This window comes from Variovorax trehalosi, from assembly GCF_051216415.1.
In the GTDB taxonomy this organism is placed as follows: domain Bacteria; phylum Pseudomonadota; class Gammaproteobacteria; order Burkholderiales; family Burkholderiaceae_C; genus Variovorax.
In genome coordinates, this window is sequence record NZ_JBPJZG010000001.1 from 169,652 (window position 1) to 188,314 (window position 18,663).

Genomic DNA, 18,663 nt, shown 5'->3' on the forward strand with positions numbered 1-18,663 from the left:
TGTTGTTATGAACTTGTGGATAACCCAGCTCGATTCAAGGGACGGAGCGGGGATTTCCTGTGGGAATCTTGTGTGCTGCTCTGCCGGTTACTTCGGCGCGCTGACCGTCACCAGCGCCGGGCGCAGCACGCGCTCGTTGATGGTGTAGCCCTTCTGGAGCACGCTCACCACGGTGTTGGGTTCCTGGTCGGGCGCGGGCACCACCGAGATGGCCTGGTGCTGGTGCGGATCGAACTTGGTGCCGGCGGCCGGGGCCACTTCGATCACCTTGTTGCGTTCGAGCGCGCTCTTGAGCTGGCGCAGCGTGGCTTCGGCACCTTCGCGGATCTGTTCGGGGGTGGCGTCCTTGATGGCCAGGCCCGCTTCCAGGCTGTCGGTCACCGGCAGCAGGCTTTCGGCAAAGGCCTCGACCGCGAATTTGCGGGCCTTGGTGATTTCGTCGTCGGCGCGGCGGCGGGCGTTTTGAACGTCGGCCTGGGCGCGCAGGTATTGATCGGCCAATTCGGCGTTCTTGGCCTGCAGCGCGGCCAGCTCGCCTTGCGCCGCGGCCAATGCGTCGGCTTCATTGGCGGCCTGCGCGGCCTCCAGTTCTTCGGGACTGGGCTCGCCTTGCAGCATTTGCGAATTCTGTGCGGATTGTTGCGGGTCAGACATTTTTCAAAGAACGGCATGCGCCGGAAAACAAACGATAGCCAGCCACTTGGGGCTGGCCCGGGGCATTTCAAGCGAAAAAATGCGGAAAAAGAGGCCGTTGGGACATGAAAAAGGCCCGAAATCGGGCCTCTGTGCCAAGTCCTGGCTCGGGAGCGATCAGTGCGCGTCGAGCAGTTCGACGTCGAACTTGAGCGTCGCGTTCGGCGGGATCACGCCGCCGGCGCCGCGGGCGCCATAGCCCAGCGATGCGGGAATGATCAGCGTGCGCTTGCCGCCGATCTTCATGCCGGCCACGCCTTCGTCCCAGCCCTTGATGACCTGGCCTGCGCCCAGCGAGAACGCGAAGGGGTCGTTGCGGTCGCGGCTCGAATCGAACTTGGCGCCTTGCACGCCGTCGTTGTAGAGCCAGCCGGTGTAGTGCACATGCACGTGCTGGCCAGCCTTGGCTTCGGCGCCGGTGCCGACTTCGGTGTCTTCGTACTGGAGGCCGGAGGGGGTAGTAGGCATGGGAAAACGCTCCTTGCGTCGATGAATGGTGAATTGGATCGAAGGCGCGAAGTTTACCGATGCCGGATGGCGGCCTGCTCAGCTCGTCGTATCGGCGGGCGGTGCAGGGGTCGGGGGAGGCGGCGAGGAGGGGGCTGGAGGCGCGACGGGCGCCGCTGGCGCAGTGGCCGTGGGTGCAGCCGGGGCAGCGGCTTTCTTCAGTTGGCCCAGCTGCCATTTGCCGGCAAAGGCCTGCAGGTCCGACAGGCGCTTGAGCAGGTCCTGCCCGCTGAGCGTGAGGCAATAACCGTCGCTGCCGTGGCTCACGATGCCGGCCTCGCGCAGTTCCTTGATGCGGGTGTTGAGGGTGTTGGGAGTGATACCGCCCACGCTGTCCTGCAGCAGGCGGAAGGTCTGGGCATGACCGTCGCGCAGAGCCCAGAGCACACGCAGCGCATAGCGGGCCTCGAGCAGTGCGAGCAACTGGCTGACGGCTGCGTTTTCCTTGGTACTCATCGACATCATCTCCTCGAAGCTGGGCGGGCTGCGGGCCTGTGGGAGGCCGATGCCGCGCGCTCTTGTTTGTGATTGGTTATGGACCGTCCTGCTGGCCGGCGACTATAGCGCAAACGATGTGGATGCTACTAGTTTTATAGCTGTAAGGGCATGCTGCATGCGGGCTGTGAGACAAAGCCTCACAAATTCGTGTAGTCGGCCATGGCTTCGCCCAGGCGGATCGCACGGGTGGGCGACCAGTCGGGGTTGAACGCCAATGCAGGCGCCGGGAACAGCATGACGACGGTGGAGCCGAGCAAGAAACGGCCCATCTCGTCGCCCTTCTTGATGTCGATCTGCTGGTCGTTGTAGTGCCACTCGCGCAGCTCGCCCACGCGCGGCGGATTGACCACGCCATGCCACACGGTGGCCATGCTGCCGACGATGGTGGCGCCTACGAGCACCAGCACGAACGGGCCGCGGGCCGATTCGAAGACGCACACCACGCGCTCGTTGCGCGCGAAGAGACCCGGCACGCCGCGCGCGGTGGTCGGGTTGACCGAGAACAGGTCGCCGGGCACATGGATCATGCGCACGAGGCGGCCATCGCACGGCATGTGGATGCGGTGGTAATCCTTAGGGCTCAGGTAGAGCGTCGCGAAGCTGCCATGCGCGAATTTCGCGGCCAGCGCTGCATCGCCGCCGACCAGCGCGGTGGTCGTGTAGTTGTGGCCCTTGGCCTGGAAGATCTGGTCGCCCTCGATGGCACCGAACTGGCTGATGGCGCCGTCCACGGGGCACACCAGGTCGGCCTGCGCGAGCGGGCGCATGCCGGGCTTGAGCGCGCGCGTGAAGAACTGGTTAAAGCTTTTGTAGTGCTCGATGTCGGACTCGAGCGCCTCGCCCATGTCGACGCCGTACTTGGCGACGAAGCGGCGAATGATCCATGTCGTGACAGCACCGCGTTCCTTCCCCGCGACCCAGCCGGCGAAATTGGTCAGGGCCTGCTTGGGGAACAGGTATTGGGGCAGAACTGCGGAGCGGTCGGACACGTTGGGGGAAGCCTCGAATGCGGATCGGAGGGGCATTCTATAAAGCGCCCTCCGCAAGGAGCGTAGGAAGCTTCCCTCGGTTGTGCGTGGATGACGGCCGGCGGCGGATTGCTTACTCCGCCTTGATGCCGGCCGCCTTGATCACCCCCGCCCACTTCTCCACCTCGGCCTTCTGGAATGCCGCAATCTGCGCCGTCGACAGATCGGCCGGCTCCATGCCGAAGCCCCTGAGCTTGTCCTGCATCTCGGGCGTTGCGAGGATCTTGCGGATCTCGGTGTGCAGTCGCTCGACGACCGGCGCCGGCGTGCCCGCGGGCACGAAGATCGCCTGCCACGACACCACCTCGAAATCCTTCAGCCCCTCGATGCCCGACTCGGCCACCGTCGGCACGTCGGGCATCGAGGCCAGGCGCTTGGCCGATGTGACGGCGATGGCGCGCAGCTTGCCGCTCTGGATGTGCGGGCCCGCGACCACCGTGGTGTCAAACATCATGTCGACCTGCCCGCCGATCACGTCCTGGATCGCCGGGCCGCTGCCCTTGTACGGAATGTGCGTGAACTTCACGCCCGACTTGAAGGCCAGCAGTTCCAGCGCCAGGTGCTGCGACGTGCCCGTGCCCGCCGAGGCCGACGAGAGCCCGCCCGACTTGGCCTTGCTCGCGTCCAGCACGTCCTTGAGCGTCTTGTAGGGGCTCGCCTGGTTCACCACCAGCACCACCGGGTTGGTGCCGATCAGCGTCACCGGCGCGAACGACTTCTGCGGGTCGTAGCCGATCTTGGGGTACAGGCTCACGTTGATCGCGTGCGAGCTGATCGTGCCGCCCACCAGCGTGAAGCCATCGGGCGCCGCGCGCGCGCCGATCTCCGAGCCCACGCTGCCGCCGGCGCCGCCCTTGTTGTCGATGATCACGCTCGTGCCCAGCACGGTGCCCAGCTTCTGGCCGATCAGCCGGCCCAGCACGTCGGTGGTTCCGCCTGCGGGAAAGGGCACGAGGTAGGTGATGGCCTTGCCCGTGGGCCAGGTGTTGCTGCTCTGCGCGAAGGCGGGCAGGGCCGTTGCAAGCGAAGAGGCGAGGGCGGTTTGAATCAGTGTGCGGCGTTGCATGTCTCTGGTCTCCGATGGTCGGGTCATGGCTTGATGTTGAGCTTGGTGATCAACTGCTTGAAGTAGACGTTGTCCTTGGCCAGCGTCTCCTTGAACACGGCACCGTCGGTGTAGACATAGCCCAGGTTCTGCTTGTCCATCACCTCGTGCATCAGCGGCTCTGCCGCCGTCTTGGCGGTGATCTCGCGCAACTTGGCCATCACCTCCGGCGGCGTGTTCTTCGGCGCGCCGATGCCGCGCCAGGTGCCGATCGACAGGTCGATGCCGCGCTCCTTGGCGGTCGGCACCTTCTCGAAGCCTTTCACGCGCTTGTCGGCCATCACCATCAGCACCTTGAGCTTGCCGCCCTGCACGTGCGTCGTCACTTCGGCCGGGCTCACCGCCACGGCTTCAATGTGGCCGCCCAGGAGGGCGAGCACCGCGGGTGCCGCGCCCTGGAACGGGATGTGGCCGAACTTGGTGGCGGTCTTGTCTTCCAGCGCGGCGGCCGCAAGGTGCCAGATCGAGCCGTTGCCCGAGTTGCCCACGCGGATGCCTTCGGGCGACTTCTTCGCGGCAGCAAGGAACTCTTCGATGGTGTTCCACGGCGCATCGGCCTTCACGGTGATCGCGGCCGGGTCGGCGTTGAGCTGCGCGATCGGCTGGAAGTCGTCGTAGTTGAATTTGGCCAGGCCCAGGTGCGGCAGCGTGAGCAGCTCGACCGTGAGCACCGCGAGCTTGTAGCCGTCGGGCTTGGCGTTGATCACCTCGGTCCAGCCGATGGCGCCGCCCGCGCCGGGGCGGTTGACGATCACGATGCTCTGCGAGATGTGCTTGCGGCTCGCTTCCGAGAAAGCGCGCGCGAGGCCATCGGTGCCCCCGCCCGGCTGGTAGGGCACCAGCAGCTCGATCGAGCGGTTCGGGAAGTCGCTGGCCGCCTGCGCGGAGGCCGTCGAGGCCAGTCCGAGCGAGAGCGTGGCCGTGGCCGAGAAGGCGGCGAGGCCGCGAAGGAATGTGCTTCTTTTCATGATGTCTCTTGTCTCCGTTGTTGATCTGATCCTCGACGCCCCCTTGAGGGCGTTTCGCAAAAAAAGGTCAGGGCATGTACTGCCCGCCATTCACTTCGATGACCTGGCCCGTCACATAGCCCGAGAGCTGTTCCGAGGCCAGGTAAAGAAACGCACCGACGCATTCCTCGGGCTCGCCGATGCGGCCCATCGGAATGCTCGCCTTGAAGTTCTCCAGCATCGCGGGCGTCGAGAAGCGGTCCTGGAACGGCGTCTGGATCACGCCCGGCGCCACCGCGTTCACGCGGATCCTGTCGCCCACCAGTTCCTTGGCCAGCCCGTGCGTCGCCGTGCTCACGAAGCCCTTGGAGCCCGCGTACAGGTACGCGGCCGGCCCGCCGCCGGTGCGCGCCGCGACCGAGGTCACGTTGATGATGTTGCCGCCGCCCTGCGTGCGCATCAGGGGAACCACCTCACGGCAGAACGCGAGCACCGAGCGCGCGTTGATGTGCATCACCTCGTCGAACAGCGCATCGTCGAACTCGGCGATGGGCACGCGCTTGACCAGGCTGCCCGCGTTGTTCACCAGCACGTCGATGCGGCCGAACTGCGACGAGGTCTCCTTCACGCACGCGCGGATCGCGGCGGTCTCGCGCACGTCGGCCTTCACCGCGAACGCGGTGCCGCCGGCGGCGCGGATGGTTTCCACCACCTGGTTCGCGGCGTCGGCCGAGCTGTTGTAGTGCACCGCCACGCGCATGCCGCGCGCGGCGAAGGCGATGGCCACCGCCGCGCCGATGCCGGTACTGGCACCGGTCACGAGCGCGGTCTTGTCCTTGAGGTCTTCCATGAGGGGTTCCGTTGATGAAATCGAAAGAAGGTCAGCGCGGCGCGATCGACGCCACGCTGGGCGAGCGGTACTTCAGCACCCACTTGATGGTGAGCGGCGTGGCGAAGCTGAAGGCCGGCGCGCTGCAGCGGATGCTGGTCTTGAGCGCGCCGGTGGGCGTGTTGTAGTCCTTGATGGCACTCACGTCGACCGGCGCGCAGTCCTGCAGGCCCTCGACCTCGAAGCCCTGCACGTCGCCGTTGGCGTAGCTGAACTTGTTGCCACCGAGCGCCGTCACGCCATCGGAATAGGAGCCGAACTCCAGCTCGATCTTGCCGATGTCGAGCGCGGCGGCGGGCGTGTAGGTGTCCACGCGGGTGATCTTTCCCGGCTCGAAGGTGTACGCGGTCGACGAGGTGATGCGCGTGTCCTTGATCGGATCGTTGCCGCTGGTGGCTTTGTCCATCGCATCCTGGTCGTAGGTCACGGTGAGGACCTTGCCGGCTTCGGCGATCTTCAGGTTCTTCTGGTAAGCCGCGGGAATCAGTGGATCCAGCGAGCCTGCCACCGTGAACTTCGGCTGCAGCTGCGGCCATTGCCTGTCGGCCGCGCCGGAGAGCATGTTGTACGAGTGCGGAATCGCGAAGTAGGGGTTGGTGTGGTGATAGGTCTTGGCGCCGTTTACGACCGGCAGGCTGAGGATGCGGAGGCCATCGCGGTAGGTGACGAGGCCGCGGTCGTAGGTGGCGGGCTGGCCATCGAAGCCCGCGAACTTCGTGAGCGTGCTGCGCGGCAGCTTGTCGAGATAGGCCAGGAAGGTCTGGGTCGAGACGGGCGGCTTCTGCGCGTAGCCGGCGGACTTCCAGAGGTTGTTCGTGTAGATCAGCTGATGCGAGAGGCTCAGGTTCTCGCCGAGGATGCGGATCTTGCCGCGGTAGCCGTCGGTCATCCGACCCTTGTCCCACATGTTGAGCGAACCCAGCTCCGCGTCGTACCAGAACTCCACGTATTTGGCCGTGATGCGGGTCGCGAAGGCGTAGGCGATGTCCTTCTCCTCGGCCGACAGCACGTTCAGGTGCTCGGCCGCGGACAGCACTTCGGCGAATGCGGTGTCGCCGTAGGCCGAGAGACTGCGGCCATAGTCCACGCCATTGCCCGCGGGGTTGAGCCGCGTCTTGATGAGATCGACGGATTGCCGCAGCCAGCCCTTGAGCGAGGCTTCGTCGGCCGGCGAGACCGTCATGCCGGTCTCGATCAGGCGCTGCATGATCTCCCCGATCAGCAGCACGCTGTAGCGGTCGAAGCGGCCGCTGCCATCGGTCTCGTCGGAGAAGCCGAAGGCCGAGAAGGTCTTGTAGTGGGTGATCATCTTCTGCAGCAGCGCCTCGCTGGCCTCGGGCCCTTCCCAACCCATGAGGTAGCGCAGGCGTGCGATGCTGAAGGCCACGCCGTAGTAGTTGGTGGGCAGGTTGATGAGCGAGTAGTCCGCCGGTCTCACGAACGTACGCCAGTCGAGCTTGGTCTTGAGCTTGTCGAGCGTCACGGCGGTGATGGCGGAGTTCGCATCGCCTTCAAGGTAGCCGGCCTTCTTGAGCTTCCACAGCGCCGACATGTAGTAGTAGATGCCCCAACTCTCGTTCACGCGATCGACGGTGGCGTCGGCGATGGTGCGATAGCCGCTGAGATAGCTCTGGAACTTCGGATCCGAGGGCGCAGTGCTGAGCAGCAGGTACGAGAAGCCGATCGCCACCTTGCCCGGCAGGAACTTGTCGCCGCTGTCGAAGACCCTGATGCCCTGGATCTCGGTGTCCACCCCTTGCGCGCTGACCTGTTCGAACAACTTGTCGATCGTCGGCAGCAGGTTCTCGCGCACGATGTCGTCCATCGGCTTGTTCGACAGCTTCGGCTGCGCTGCAAGCACTTCGGGGTCCACCGGCGTCTCCGCTGGCGGCTGTGCCGGCGGATTGACCGCCACGGGAGGAAAGAAAGTGCCACTGCTGTCACTCCCACCGCCGCACGCGGTGAGCAGGGCGGCGCCCGCGATCAGGCTCAATACCAGCTTGGGTTTCTGCATCCTCTGTCTCCTTCTGTTGTAGAAATAAACCAGGCCCGGCTCCTCCGCCGTGCCATCCGGATCAGGTGGTCGTGTCTTCCTCAGGTCACGGGTGCAGGATTGAAGAGCACGAGCGCGTTGTGCAGCTTCCAGTGCTCCGCCCAGGTCTTCTTCCTGCCGCTGGCCACATCGAGCATCAGCCGGAACAGCTCCCAGCCCACGTCTTCGATGGAGGCGTCGCCGTCGGCGATGCGGCCCGCGTTCACGTCCATCAGGTCGTGCCAGCGGCGTGCGAGGTCGCTGCGCGTGGCGACCTTGATGACCGGCACTTCGGCCAACCCGTAGGGCGTGCCGCGGCCGGTGGTGAAGATGTGCAGGTTGATGCCCGCGGCCAGCTGCAGCGTGCCGCAGATGAAATCGCTCGCGGGCGTGGCCGCGTAGATCAGGCCCTTCTGCTTCACTTTCTCGCCCGGAGAGAGCACGCCCGAGATCGGCGCCGAGCCCGACTTCACGATCGAGCCCATCGCTTTCTCGACGATGTTCGAGAGCCCGCCCTTCTTGTTGCCCGGCGTGGTGTTGGCGCTGCGGTCCACGCGCCCCTTCTGCAGGTAGGCGTCGTACCAGGCCATCTCGCGGATCATGGCCTCGGCCACTTCGGGCGACGAGGCGCGCGAGGTGAGCTGGTCGATGCCGTCGCGCACCTCGGTGGTTTCCGAGAACATCACGGTGGCGCCCGCGCGCACCAGGAGGTCGGTGGCAAAGCCCACGGCCGGATTCGCGGTGACGCCCGAGAAGGCATCGCTGCCGCCGCACTGCACGCCCACCACCAGTTCGCTCGCGGGCACGGTCTCGCGCCGGCGCGCGTTCAGCCGCGCGAGGTGCACCTCGGCCTGTCGCATCACCGAATCGATCATCGACATGAAGCCGACGTGCGCGTCGTCCTGCAGGCACACGACGTCGAGCGCCGCATCGGCGGCAACGTTCTCGCCGCGCTGGTCGGCGATGGGAATGGTGCCGGGCGGCAACAGGCGCTCGGGCTGCAACTTCTCGCAGCCCAGGCTCACCACCATCACCTCGCCGCCGAAATTCGGGTTGAGGCTGATGTTGCGCAGCGTGCGGATCGGGATGATCGCGTCGGGCGCGTCGATGGCGACGCCGCAGCCATAGCTGTGTTCCAGCGCCACCACGTCGTCGACGTTGGGAAATTTCGGCAGCAGCTCGGCCTTGATGCGCTGCACCGCGAACTCAGTCACACCTGCCACGCACTGCACGGTCTGCGTGATGGCCAGGATGTTGCGCGAGCCCACCGAGCCATCGGCGTTGCGGTAGCCCTCGAAGGTGTAGCCCTCCAGCGGAGGCATGGCGGGCGGGTTCACGGTCGCAATGGGCAGGCCGTCGAGCTCGGGTGCCGTGGGCATGCGCATCACGCGCTCGTGCACCCAGCTGCCGCGCGGCAGCGCCTTCTGTGCGTAGCCGATCACCACGTTGTAGCGAACGATGGCGTCGCCTTCGGCCAGATCGTTCAGCGCGACCTTGTGGCCTTGCGGCACGTTGTCCACCAGCACGAGGCCGTCGGCGAACGTCGCGCCTGTTTTCAGACCGCCGTCGTTCGCGACGATGGCGACGTTGTCGGCCGCATGGATGCGGATGTAGAGCGGGGGGCGAGTGTTTGTCTCGGCCATCGTGGGGCCTTTCTTTTCTTACTTCACGACCATGAAGAGGCCGGGCAACCAGGTCGAGAAGGCGGGCACGAAGGTGACCACGCCGAGCGCGAAGATCAGCGCGCCGTAGAACGGCCAGATGGTCTTCATCACCGTTCCCACCGACACACCGCCGATCGCGCAACCGACGAATTGCGTGGTGCCCACCGGTGGCGTGTTCAGGCCCAGCGCGCAGTTGATCAGCATCACGACGCCGAACTGCACCGACGTCATGCCGTAGTGCTGGGCGATCGGCAAAAAGATCGGCGTGCACAGCAGGATCGTCGCGGCCATGTCCAGGAAGGTGCCCAGCACGAACAGGATGATGTTGATGAGCAGGAAGATCATCCACGGCGTGGTGGTCACCTGCGACAGCATCTGGCCCGTGAGTTCGGCCACGCCGTAGAGGCTGATGAGGTAGCCGAAGGTGCTCGAGATGCCGATCAGCAGCAGGATCACGCCGGTGGTGCGCACCGCCTTCGATGCGGCCTTGATGAAGTGCTCCCACTTCAGCGTGCGGTACACGAAGATGGTGAGGCCCAGCGCATAGAGCACCGCCACCGCCGCCGATTCGGTCGCCGTGAAGATGCCCGACAGAATGCCGCCGAGGATCAGCACCACGATGAAGAGGCCCGGCAGTGCCGCGGCGAACGAACGCGCCACGATCGACCAGCCCGGGAAGCTGCCGGCCGGATAGCCGCGCTTCACAGCCACGAGGTAGGCGGCCGCGAGATTGCTGATGGTGAGCACGGCTGCCGGCAGCAGCGCCGCCAGGATCAACGCCGCGATCGACACCTTGCCGCCCGCTGCGAGCGAATAGATGATCAGGTTGTGGCTGGTCGGCATCAGCGCGCCCACCAGTGCCGCATGGGTCGTCACGTTGACCGCGTAGTCGGCGTGATAGCCCTCCTTCTTCATCATCGGGATCATCACGGCGCCCATGGCCGAGACGTCCGCCACGGGCGAACCCGAGACGCCGCCGAACAGCGTGCAGGCCACCACGTTCGACATGCCCAGGCCGCCACGCACATGGCCGACGAGGTTGCGCGCGAAGTTGACGATGCGGTCCGCGATGCCGCCGTAGAGCATCAGCTCACCGGCGAAGATGAAGAACGGAATCGCAAGGAACGAGAAGATGCCCATGCCCGAGGTCATCTGCTGGAAGCCCACCGCGAGCGGCAGGCCTTCATACAGCAGCGTGGCCAATGCGGAAAGACCGATCGAGAAAGCGACCGGCACGCCCAGCAGCAGGAAGACCGTGAACGAGAGGCAAAGAATGAGGAGAGGGATCGTCATGATGCGGTTCAGCCCCAGGCGGGTTCGACTTCGCGGCCTTGGGCCAAAGCGATGATGTGTTCGATGGAAAACATGACGATGAGCACGCCGGCGATCGTCGCGGGCACGTATTTCCAGCCTTCCGAAATCCAGAGCGTGGGCAAGCGGTAGTCCCACACCGATTCGGCGAGCGAGGCGCAGTTCCACGCCATGGCCAAACCGAAGACGAGGATGAGCGCATGGATCAGGTATTCCATCTTCAGGCGCAGCCAGTCGGGCGCGAGCACGAGGAACGATTCCAGGCCGATGTGGCCCGCGTCGCGCACGCCGACGGCCACGCCGAACATCGTGACGTAGAGCACCAGCAGCAGCGCGAGGCTTTCAGCCCAGGTCGGGGTGTTGTTGAGCACATAGCGGCCGAACACCTGCCAGCTCACCGCGCAGATCACTGCGACGAGACCGAGGATGCCCAACCACATGCAGGCACGGGCGAGGGTGCGGCAAAGTTTGGTGTACATGAAGGTTCTTCTCTGTCTTACTCCCTCCCCCTCTGGGGGAGGGTTGGGGTGGGGGCAAGCGGCGTTGCGATGCCAGCGCCGCTGTGCCCCCATCCCGGCCTTCCCCCAGAGGGGGAAGGAGCCAATGCAAAAACTGCCTTACTTCGTGTCCTGCACGCGCTTCACGAGGTCTTTCAGCTTCGCGTCGGTGATGAACTTGTCGTACACCGGCTTCATCGCGGCCTGGAACGGGGCCTTGTCGACTTCGATGATCTCGGCGCCGCCGGCCTTCACCGTGGCGAGCGACTTGATCTCGCGCTCTTCCCATTGCTTGCGCATGTAGGGCACCGATTCCTTGGCCGCCTGGCGGATCCAGCCTTGTTCTTCGGCGGAGAGCTTGTCCCACACGCGCTTGGAGAACAGCAGCATCTCGGGCGCCATCGAGTGCTCGGTCTTGCTGTAGTACTTGGCCACTTCGAAGGCGCGGGCGCTTTCATACGTGGGGTAGTTGTTCTCGGCGGCGTCGATCAGGCCGGTCTTCAGGCCGGTATAGACCTCGCCCATGGGCATCGGCGTGGCGTTGGCGCCCATGGCTTCGAGCATCGACACCCAGAGGTCCGACTGCTGCACGCGGACCTTCAGGCCCTTCATGTCGGCAAAAGTGCGCACCGGCTTCTTGGCGGTGAACATCGAGCGTGCGCCGCTGTCGTAGTAGGCGAGGCCGATGAAGCCCTGTTTCTCGCACGACTTCAGGATCTCCTCGCCGATCGGGCCGTCCAGCACCTTGTGCAGGTGATCGACCGAGCGGAACAGGAAGGGCATGGTCGGCACCTGCGTCTCGGCGCAGATGTTGTTCATGGGGGCGATGTTCACGCGCACCATCTGCAGCGCGCCGATCTTGGTCTGCTCGATGGTGTCTTTCTCGCTGCCCAGCGAGCTGTTGTTGAACACCTTGATGGTGTGCTTGCCGCCCGACAGCGCCTTGAGCCGTTCGCTCATGAACTTGACCGCGGTCACGGTCGGGTAGTCGTCGGGGTGGATGTCGGCCGAGCGGAACTCGGTGGCGCCGGCAGCCAGGCTGGACAGCGCGGCTGCGGCGCCGACGGCCAGTGCGATCAGGGTCTTGGTGAATTTCATTTGTCTCATCCTCTTGCTTGGTGGTTGTCGAAAAAGGGTCAGGCGCCGAAGGCCGGTTCGGGAACGCCCTGCACGCCGGGCCGCAGCGCGAACACGCCGCCGGCCAGCGGCTGGTCCGCGAGGTCGATGCCGCCGGGGCGGATCGAGGTGACGAAGAGCGTGTCGAGTGCTGGGCCGCCGAAAGCGCACATCGCGGGCTTCTTCACCGGTACTTCGAGCGAGCGGTCGAGCCGGCCATCGGGCGTGAAGCGGTGCACGAAGCCCGCGTCGTTGCCGCAGATCCAGTAGCAGCCATCGACGTCCATGGCCGCGCCGTCGGGACGGCCGGGCAGGGGCTTCATGTCGACGAAGAGACGGCGGTTGCTTGGTGTGCCGGTGTCAGTGTCGTAGTCGAAGGCCCAGATCGCCTGCACGCTCGGGTGCGAGTCCGAGAGGTACATCGTGCGGCCGTCGGGGCTGAAGGCCAGGCCGTTGGGCACGATGAAGTCGTCGAGCTGCAGCGTGGCGCTATTGCTGCCTTTGCCGTAGCTGTAGAGGCGGCCGACGCGTGCACCGGCGGCCATGTCGAGCAGCATCGTGCCGGCCCAGAAGCGGCCCTGGCGGTCGCAGCGGCCGTCGTTGAAACGCATGGCCGGCATTGCATGTTCGACAGGTGCGAGCGATGTGGAGGCGAGCGTACCGTCGGCCTGCGGCTGCAGCGAGAAGAGGCCGCTCTCCATGCCTGCGATCCACGTGCCGGGGATGTCGGCGCGCGGCGCGATGCAGGCGATCATTTCATCGGCACGCCACTGGGCGTGGCCTTCGCTCGCATGCCAGCGGTTCAGCGCACGCGCCGGAATGTCGACCCAATAGAGCGCCTGCTCCGCGGCATGCCACACCGGGCTTTCGCCGGTGCCGTTGCGCGCGTCGAGGACCAGTTCAGCTTGCATCGCCGAAAGGTCCTTGCGCGGTGAACGCGCCACCCTGGTAGATGGCGTTCGGGTCGGTCGGCACAACGGGCGGCTGCGCCTCGATCTTGTCGCGGAACACTTCCGAGCTGTCCTGCGGCACGAAGCCCAGGTGCGCGGCGGCGCTGTTGTCCCACCACACGTCGCGGTTGGCCGACATGCCGTAGACGACGGTGTGCTTCACATCGGGCGTGAAGAGCGACTTCTCGATCAGCGTGGTCAGGTCGCGGTAGCTCAGCCAAGTGCTCATCATCCGGCGGTTGAGCGGCTCGGGGAACGAGGAGCCGATGCGGATGCTCACCGTCTCGATGCCCCAGCGGTCGAAGTAGAACTGCGCCATGTCTTCGCCGAAGGACTTCGACAGGCCGTAGTAGCCGTCGGGCCGGCGCGCCGCGTGCGCATCGATGTGCTCGGTCTGCTTGTAGAAGCCGATCACGTGGTTGGAGCTGGCGAACACCACGCGCTTGACGCCGTGGCGGCGCGCGGCCTCGTAGACGTTGAAGATGCCCTTGATGTTGGCTTCGAGGATTTCCTCGAACGGCCGCTCGACCGAAACGCCGCCCAGGTGCACGATGGCGTCGCAGCCTTCGAGCAGCGCATGCACCGCGGCCTTGTCCGACAGGTCGCAGGGCACGACTTCTTCGCTCGCATCGGCGGCGGGTGCGAGCGATGCGATGTCCGAGAGGCGCAGCACCTTCGCATAGGGCTTGAGCCGCTCGCGCAGCACCTTGCCCAGGCCGCCGGCCGCGCCGGTCAGCAGGAGGCGGTCGAGCTTGTTGTGGAGGGCTTGTTGGGTCGTCGACATTTGTTTGCGGGAGGTGGTGACTGGGACGGCGTGTCAGGCACCTGCCGAAAGCCGTCGGTACGATGCCGATCAGCCAGGTCGTGAATGCCTTGCAGGACAGCCCTTGAATCGGTTTAAGTGATGAGTTATCTGTTGTCGTACAACTATTAGGGGATTATCATCGTGACCATGGTTCAGACGACTGCGGGTAATCCCTTGGCTTCAGGTGCGTCGGCGGAAGCCGGCTCGGCGGCGGCCCCCGCGGCCTTCGTGGGGCGGCCGCGCCAGCGTGCCCGCGGCCTGGCGCACGGGCTGGTGGAAGACCTGGGCGAGAAGATCCGCAGCCAGTCGCTGCGCCCGGGTGACAAGCTTCCCACCGAGTCGGCCATCATGCAGGCCTATGGTGTGAGCCGCACCGTGGTGCGCGAGGCGCTCTCGAAGCTGCAGGCGGGCGGGCTGGTCGAAACATTGCACGGCGTCGGCACCTTCGTGCTGCAGCCACGGCCGGGTGGGGTGTTTCGCCTCGATCCGGGCGAGATTGCTGCCTCGGTCGATGTGTTGGCCGTGCTGGAGCTGCGCATCAGCCTCGAGACGGAATCCGCCGGGCTCGCCGCGAGCCGGCGCACCGAGGAGCAGCTGGTTGCCATGCGCCAGGCGCTCGACGACTTCGAGCACAACGTGACGATCGCCGGCGACACCGTGGCGCCCGATTTTCGCTTTCACCTGCAGATCGCGCAGTCGACCGGCAACCCGTATTTCGCCGACATCATGCGGCACCTGGGCACCACGATCATTCCGCGCACGCGCATCAGCGCCATCCGCATTCAGGATGGCGGGGCGTACCTGAGCCGCGTGAACCGCGAGCATGAAGAGATCTATGCGGCCATCGCGCGCCGCGATCCCGAGTCGGCCCGGGCCGCCATGCGCATCCACCTGACGAACAGCCGCGAGCGCCTGCGCATGGCGCAAGAGGCTGCGCAGCAGCAGAAGGCGAAGGCCGAAGGTGCGGGCGCTGGCAAGGGCAACGGCGCGGGCGCCGCTTCGTCCGACAACTAACCCTTTCGCCGAAATTTTCGGGTCCGAATCTGGACAAGTTGTTTTTCTAGTTGTACGATGACTGATCTCTTGCTCTGACAACGGGCGAAGCCATGGCACAGATCGAATAACTGGAGACATCAGCATGACCATCAACCGACGCGGCGCACTCGGCGCCGCCCTGGCCACGACCCTGGCCGCCAGCCTGCCGGTGAGCGCGTTTGCCCAGGGCGGCGGCGGCAGCTGGCCCTCCAAGCCGATCCGGCTCATCGTTCCTTACCCGCCGGGCGGCTCGTCCGACATCATTGCGCGCTCGATCAGCCAGCCGCTGTCCGACGCGCTGGGCCAGCCCGTGGTGATCGAGAACCGCGCGGGCGCCAACGGCAACCTGGGCGCCGACATGCTGGCCAAGGCCCCGGCCGATGGTCACACGCTCATGCTGTGTGACCTCGGCGCGCTGGCCATCAGCCCGTCGCTGTACCCCAAGCTGCCTTTCGATCCGACCAAGGACCTGCGCAGCGTGGCCATGCTGGCCTACTCGCCGCACCTTTTGGTGGTGCATCCCTCGGTGCAGGCCAATACGCTGAAGGAACTTGTCGAGCTGTCGAAGAAGAGCGACTTCAACTTTGCCGTCACCGCCAGCGGCAGCACCGCGCACCTCGCAGGCGTCGAGCTGCAGCGCAAGAGCGGTGCCAAGTGGGAATACGTGCCCTACAAGGGCGGCGTGCAGGCCGTGCTCGACACCGTCGCAGGCCAGACGCAGGTGCTGATGAACGGCATGCTCGCCACCTACCCGCACGTGCAGAGCGGCAAGCTCAAGCTGATCGCGGTTTCCAAGCCCACGCGCATGCCCCTCATCGGCAATGTGCCGACCATCTCCGAGCAGGGCGTTCCCGGTTACGAGTCGGGCACGTGGCAGGGCGTGGTCACCGCGCGCGGCACGCCCGACGCGGTGGTCGCCCGGCTCAACAAGGAGCTGGTCCGCATCATCCGCACCCCCGACATCCGCGCCCGCCTCGCAGGCCAGGGCGCCGAGGTCGTGACCATGACCGCGCCCGAGCAGGACCAGTTCTTCGCCAAGGAGCGCGCGCGCTGGGCGCAAGTCATCAAGGAAGCCAACGTCAAGCTCGATTGACCAGCCACCCACCCTCATTTCTCTTTCTCAAATCTTCACTGGACGTTTCCCGATGAACCCGCAAGAACTCAAGACCATCATGGGCTCCGGCCTGCTCTCGTTCCCGCTGACCGACTTCGACAGCAACGGCGACTTCAACGCGCAGGGCTACGTCAAGCGCCTCGAATGGCTGCAGCCCTACGGCGCGAGTGCGCTGTTCGCCGCCGGCGGCACGGGCGAATTCTTCTCGCTGACCGGCGACGAGTACCCCGGCATCATCAAGACCGCGGTGGACACCTGCCGCGGCGTGGTGCCGATCATTGCCGGCGCCGGCGGCCCGACGCGCTTTGCCATCCAGTGCGCGCAAGCCGCCGAGAAGGCCGGCGCGCATGGCATCCTGCTGCTGCCGCACTACCTCACCGAAGCCGGCCAGGAAGGCCTGGCCGCACACGTCGAAGCCGTTTGCAAGAGCGTGAAGTTCGGCGTGATCGTCTACAACCGTGCGTCGAGCCGTCTCAAGCCCGACACGCTGGCGGGCCTCGCCGAACGCAACCCGAACCTCGTGGGCTTCAAGGACGGCGTGGGCGACATCGAGGCGATGGTCGCGATCTACCAGAAGATGGGCGACCGCTTCGCCTACCTGGGTGGCCTGCCGACCGCCGAGGTCTATGCCGCGGCCTACAAGGCCATGGGCACGCCGGTGTATTCGTCGGCCGTCTTCAACTTCATCCCCAAGACGGCGATGGACTTCTATCACGCAGTGGCCAACGACGACCTCGCCACGCAGCACCGCCTGCTGAAGAACTTCTTCATGCCCTACCTCGAGCTGCGCAACCGCACGCCGGGCTACGCCGTGAGCATCGTGAAGGCGGGCGCCAAGATCGTCGGCCACGACGCGGGCCCGGTGCGCGCACCGCTGACCGACCTCAAGCCCGGCGAGATGGAAGAGCTCAAGGCGCTGATCGCCACGCTCGGCCCGCAGTAAGAGCCTCGCCTTTTTCGCAGTCGACAAGCAAGCATCAACATAACAACGGAGTCAACGACATGCTCATCAAGAAACTCTTCCTCATCGCCGCCTCGGTCGCCGTATTCACGGGCTGTGCGATGGCGCCCGCAGGCGGCGGCGCATCCGACCAGGCTTCGGTGGCCGCGGCCGCCGAGCGCCTGCGCATTGCCATGGTCGACCCGACCGCCGCCGCACTCGGCGCACTGGTGGCTGACGACCTGAGCTATGGCCACTCGGGTGGCAAGGTCGACACCAAGGCCAGCTTCATCAGCGACCTGCTCGATGGCAAATCGGACTTCGTGACCATCACGATCACCGAGCAGACCATCAAGGTGGTCGATGCCAACACCGCCATCGTGCGCCACACCCTGGCGGCCGACACCAACGATTCGGGCAAGCCCGGCAAGGTGGCGCTGAAGATCCTGGGCGTCTGGCAGAAGCAGGGCGGCAACTGGAAGCTGCTCGCGCGCCAAGCTGTTCGCGTCAACCCCTGATCAGGAGCACGAATGCAGAGACGAGAGCTTCTTGCGGCGGGCCTCGCGCTCGCCGCCACCGCGATGTTGCCGCTTCACGCCTCGGCCCAGGCCGATGCATGGCCGCAGCAGAAACCCGTGACCATCATCGTGCCGTTCCCCGCCGGCGGCTCCACCGACATGGTGGCGCGCGCGCTTGCGCTGCAACTGCAGACCCGACTCGGCGGCAGCTTCGTCGTCGACAACCGGCCCGGTGCCACGGGCACCATCGGCACCGGCTTCGTCAAGCGCGCACTGCCTGACGGCTACACGCTGCTGGTGTCCTCGCTCGGCGCCTTCGTCGTCACGCCGCACCTGCAAAAGAGCGTGCCCTACGACGCGACCAAGGACTTCGACTACATCAGCGTGCCGGTGCAGGCGCCCAACGTGCTCGTCGCCAACGTCGCGCGGCCCGAGCACACGGTGGCCGACGTGCTCGCGCTCTTGCGCAAGACGCCGGGCAAGGTCTCGTTCGCGAGCTCGGGCAACGGCTCGTCCGATCACCTGTCGGCAGAACTCTTCTGGCAGCAGACCAAGACCGAAGGCGTGCACGTGCCCTACAAGGGCGGTGCGCCGGCGGTGAACGACCTGCTGGGCAACCAGGTCGACTTCTCGTTCCAGAACGTGAATGCCGTGCTGCCGCACATCCGCGCGGGCAAGCTGCGCGCGATTGCCGTCACCGGCGACAAGCGTTCGCCCGTGCTGCCCGCTGTGCCCACGCTGGCCGAAGCGGGCGTGAAGGGCGCCGAGGTCTATTCTTGGCAGGGCATGGCCGCGCCGAAAGGCCTGCCACCTGCGCTCAAGAAGAAGCTGAGCGATGCAGTCATCGCCGCGATGCAGGACCCCGAGACGAAGAAGCGCATGCTCGATCAGGGCCTTGAAATCGTCGCGAGCACGCCCGAAGACTTCACCGCCTTCCAGTTGCGTGAGTGGACGCGATGGAAGACATTGATCGAAACCCGTCACATCACCGCAGACTGAGCCACCGAGCCTGAA

The 18,663-nt window shown here is 65.6% G+C and carries 18 protein-coding genes and 1 pseudogene; 5 read left to right on the forward strand and 14 right to left on the reverse strand.

Annotation, left to right across the window (positions count from 1 at the left end; all coding sequences use genetic code 11):
• Positions 1–87 precede the first annotated feature (87 nt).
• The 14 genes and pseudogenes from grpE to ACSFA7_RS00885 all read right to left on the reverse strand — a co-directional run bounded on the left by grpE (position 88) and on the right by ACSFA7_RS00885 (position 14,021).
• Positions 88–654 (reverse strand): nucleotide exchange factor GrpE, encoded by a 567-nt coding sequence (gene grpE / locus ACSFA7_RS00820; RefSeq protein WP_198787593.1) that lies wholly within the window; start codon positions 652–654, stop codon positions 88–90.
• A gap of 156 nt (positions 655–810) precedes the next feature.
• Positions 811–1,161: an FKBP-type peptidyl-prolyl cis-trans isomerase gene (locus ACSFA7_RS00825; protein WP_013540334.1), complete on the reverse strand. Its 351-nt coding sequence runs from the start codon at positions 1,159–1,161 to the stop codon at positions 811–813.
• A gap of 192 nt (positions 1,162–1,353) precedes the next feature.
• A pseudogene (locus ACSFA7_RS00830) lies at positions 1,354–1,656 on the reverse strand (winged helix-turn-helix transcriptional regulator); the annotation flags it as partial.
• A gap of 179 nt (positions 1,657–1,835) precedes the next feature.
• A complete protein-coding gene (gene asd / locus ACSFA7_RS00835; RefSeq protein ID WP_042578644.1) occupies positions 1,836–2,687 on the reverse strand; it encodes an archaetidylserine decarboxylase in 852 nt (283 codons plus the stop codon).
• A 112-nt stretch (positions 2,688–2,799) separates the two neighbouring features.
• Positions 2,800–3,792, reverse strand: a complete 993-nt coding sequence (locus tag ACSFA7_RS00840; protein WP_435497643.1) for a Bug family tripartite tricarboxylate transporter substrate binding protein — start codon at positions 3,790–3,792, stop codon at positions 2,800–2,802.
• Between the two features lie 23 nt (positions 3,793–3,815).
• Complete coding sequence (locus ACSFA7_RS00845; RefSeq protein ID WP_435497644.1) at positions 3,816–4,799, reverse strand: tripartite tricarboxylate transporter substrate binding protein; 984 nt, start codon at positions 4,797–4,799, stop codon at positions 3,816–3,818.
• Positions 4,800–4,866: 67 nt separating this feature from the next.
• Positions 4,867–5,628: an SDR family NAD(P)-dependent oxidoreductase gene (locus tag ACSFA7_RS00850; RefSeq protein WP_435497645.1), complete on the reverse strand. Its 762-nt coding sequence runs from the start codon at positions 5,626–5,628 to the stop codon at positions 4,867–4,869.
• A 31-nt stretch (positions 5,629–5,659) separates the two neighbouring features.
• On the reverse strand, positions 5,660–7,681 hold the full coding sequence (locus tag ACSFA7_RS00855; RefSeq protein ID WP_435497646.1) for a hypothetical protein: 2,022 nt from the start codon (positions 7,679–7,681) through the stop codon (positions 5,660–5,662).
• 80 nt (positions 7,682–7,761) lie between these two features.
• Complete coding sequence (garD, locus tag ACSFA7_RS00860) at positions 7,762–9,342, reverse strand: galactarate dehydratase (protein WP_435497647.1); 1,581 nt, start codon at positions 9,340–9,342, stop codon at positions 7,762–7,764.
• Between the two features lie 18 nt (positions 9,343–9,360).
• The gene (locus tag ACSFA7_RS00865; protein WP_042578574.1) at positions 9,361–10,656 is read right to left on the reverse strand and encodes a TRAP transporter large permease; all 1,296 of its coding nucleotides are present in this window, start codon (positions 10,654–10,656) and stop codon (positions 9,361–9,363) included.
• Positions 10,657–10,664: 8 nt separating this feature from the next.
• Complete coding sequence (locus ACSFA7_RS00870; protein WP_435497648.1) at positions 10,665–11,153, reverse strand: TRAP transporter small permease; 489 nt, start codon at positions 11,151–11,153, stop codon at positions 10,665–10,667.
• A 138-nt stretch (positions 11,154–11,291) separates the two neighbouring features.
• Entirely contained in the window at positions 11,292–12,269 is a 978-nt protein-coding gene (locus ACSFA7_RS00875) for a TRAP transporter substrate-binding protein (RefSeq protein WP_435497649.1), read from the reverse strand.
• Between the two features lie 38 nt (positions 12,270–12,307).
• Positions 12,308–13,198: an SMP-30/gluconolactonase/LRE family protein gene (locus ACSFA7_RS00880; protein WP_435497650.1), complete on the reverse strand. Its 891-nt coding sequence runs from the start codon at positions 13,196–13,198 to the stop codon at positions 12,308–12,310.
• Positions 13,188–14,021: an NAD-dependent epimerase/dehydratase family protein gene (locus ACSFA7_RS00885; RefSeq protein ID WP_435497651.1), complete on the reverse strand. Its 834-nt coding sequence runs from the start codon at positions 14,019–14,021 to the stop codon at positions 13,188–13,190. Before ACSFA7_RS00885 ends, ACSFA7_RS00880 begins: the two co-directional genes overlap by 11 nt.
• 168 nt (positions 14,022–14,189) lie before the next feature.
• On the opposite strand from ACSFA7_RS00885, the gene ACSFA7_RS00890 reads away from it, so the two are divergent.
• From ACSFA7_RS00890 to ACSFA7_RS00910, 5 genes are all read left to right on the forward strand, one after another.
• Positions 14,190–15,056, forward strand: a complete 867-nt coding sequence (locus ACSFA7_RS00890) for a FadR/GntR family transcriptional regulator (RefSeq protein ID WP_435497652.1) — start codon at positions 14,190–14,192, stop codon at positions 15,054–15,056.
• Positions 15,057–15,180: 124 nt separating this feature from the next.
• Entirely contained in the window at positions 15,181–16,170 is a 990-nt protein-coding gene (locus ACSFA7_RS00895; protein WP_435497653.1) for a Bug family tripartite tricarboxylate transporter substrate binding protein, read from the forward strand.
• A gap of 52 nt (positions 16,171–16,222) precedes the next feature.
• Entirely contained in the window at positions 16,223–17,134 is a 912-nt protein-coding gene (kdgD, locus tag ACSFA7_RS00900; RefSeq protein WP_435497654.1) for a 5-dehydro-4-deoxyglucarate dehydratase, read from the forward strand.
• Positions 17,135–17,193: 59 nt separating this feature from the next.
• Complete coding sequence (locus tag ACSFA7_RS00905) at positions 17,194–17,649, forward strand: nuclear transport factor 2 family protein (protein WP_176658549.1); 456 nt, start codon at positions 17,194–17,196, stop codon at positions 17,647–17,649.
• 12 nt (positions 17,650–17,661) lie between these two features.
• Positions 17,662–18,648: a Bug family tripartite tricarboxylate transporter substrate binding protein gene (locus tag ACSFA7_RS00910; protein WP_435497655.1), complete on the forward strand. Its 987-nt coding sequence runs from the start codon at positions 17,662–17,664 to the stop codon at positions 18,646–18,648.
• The last annotated feature ends 15 nt before the right edge of the window (positions 18,649–18,663 follow it).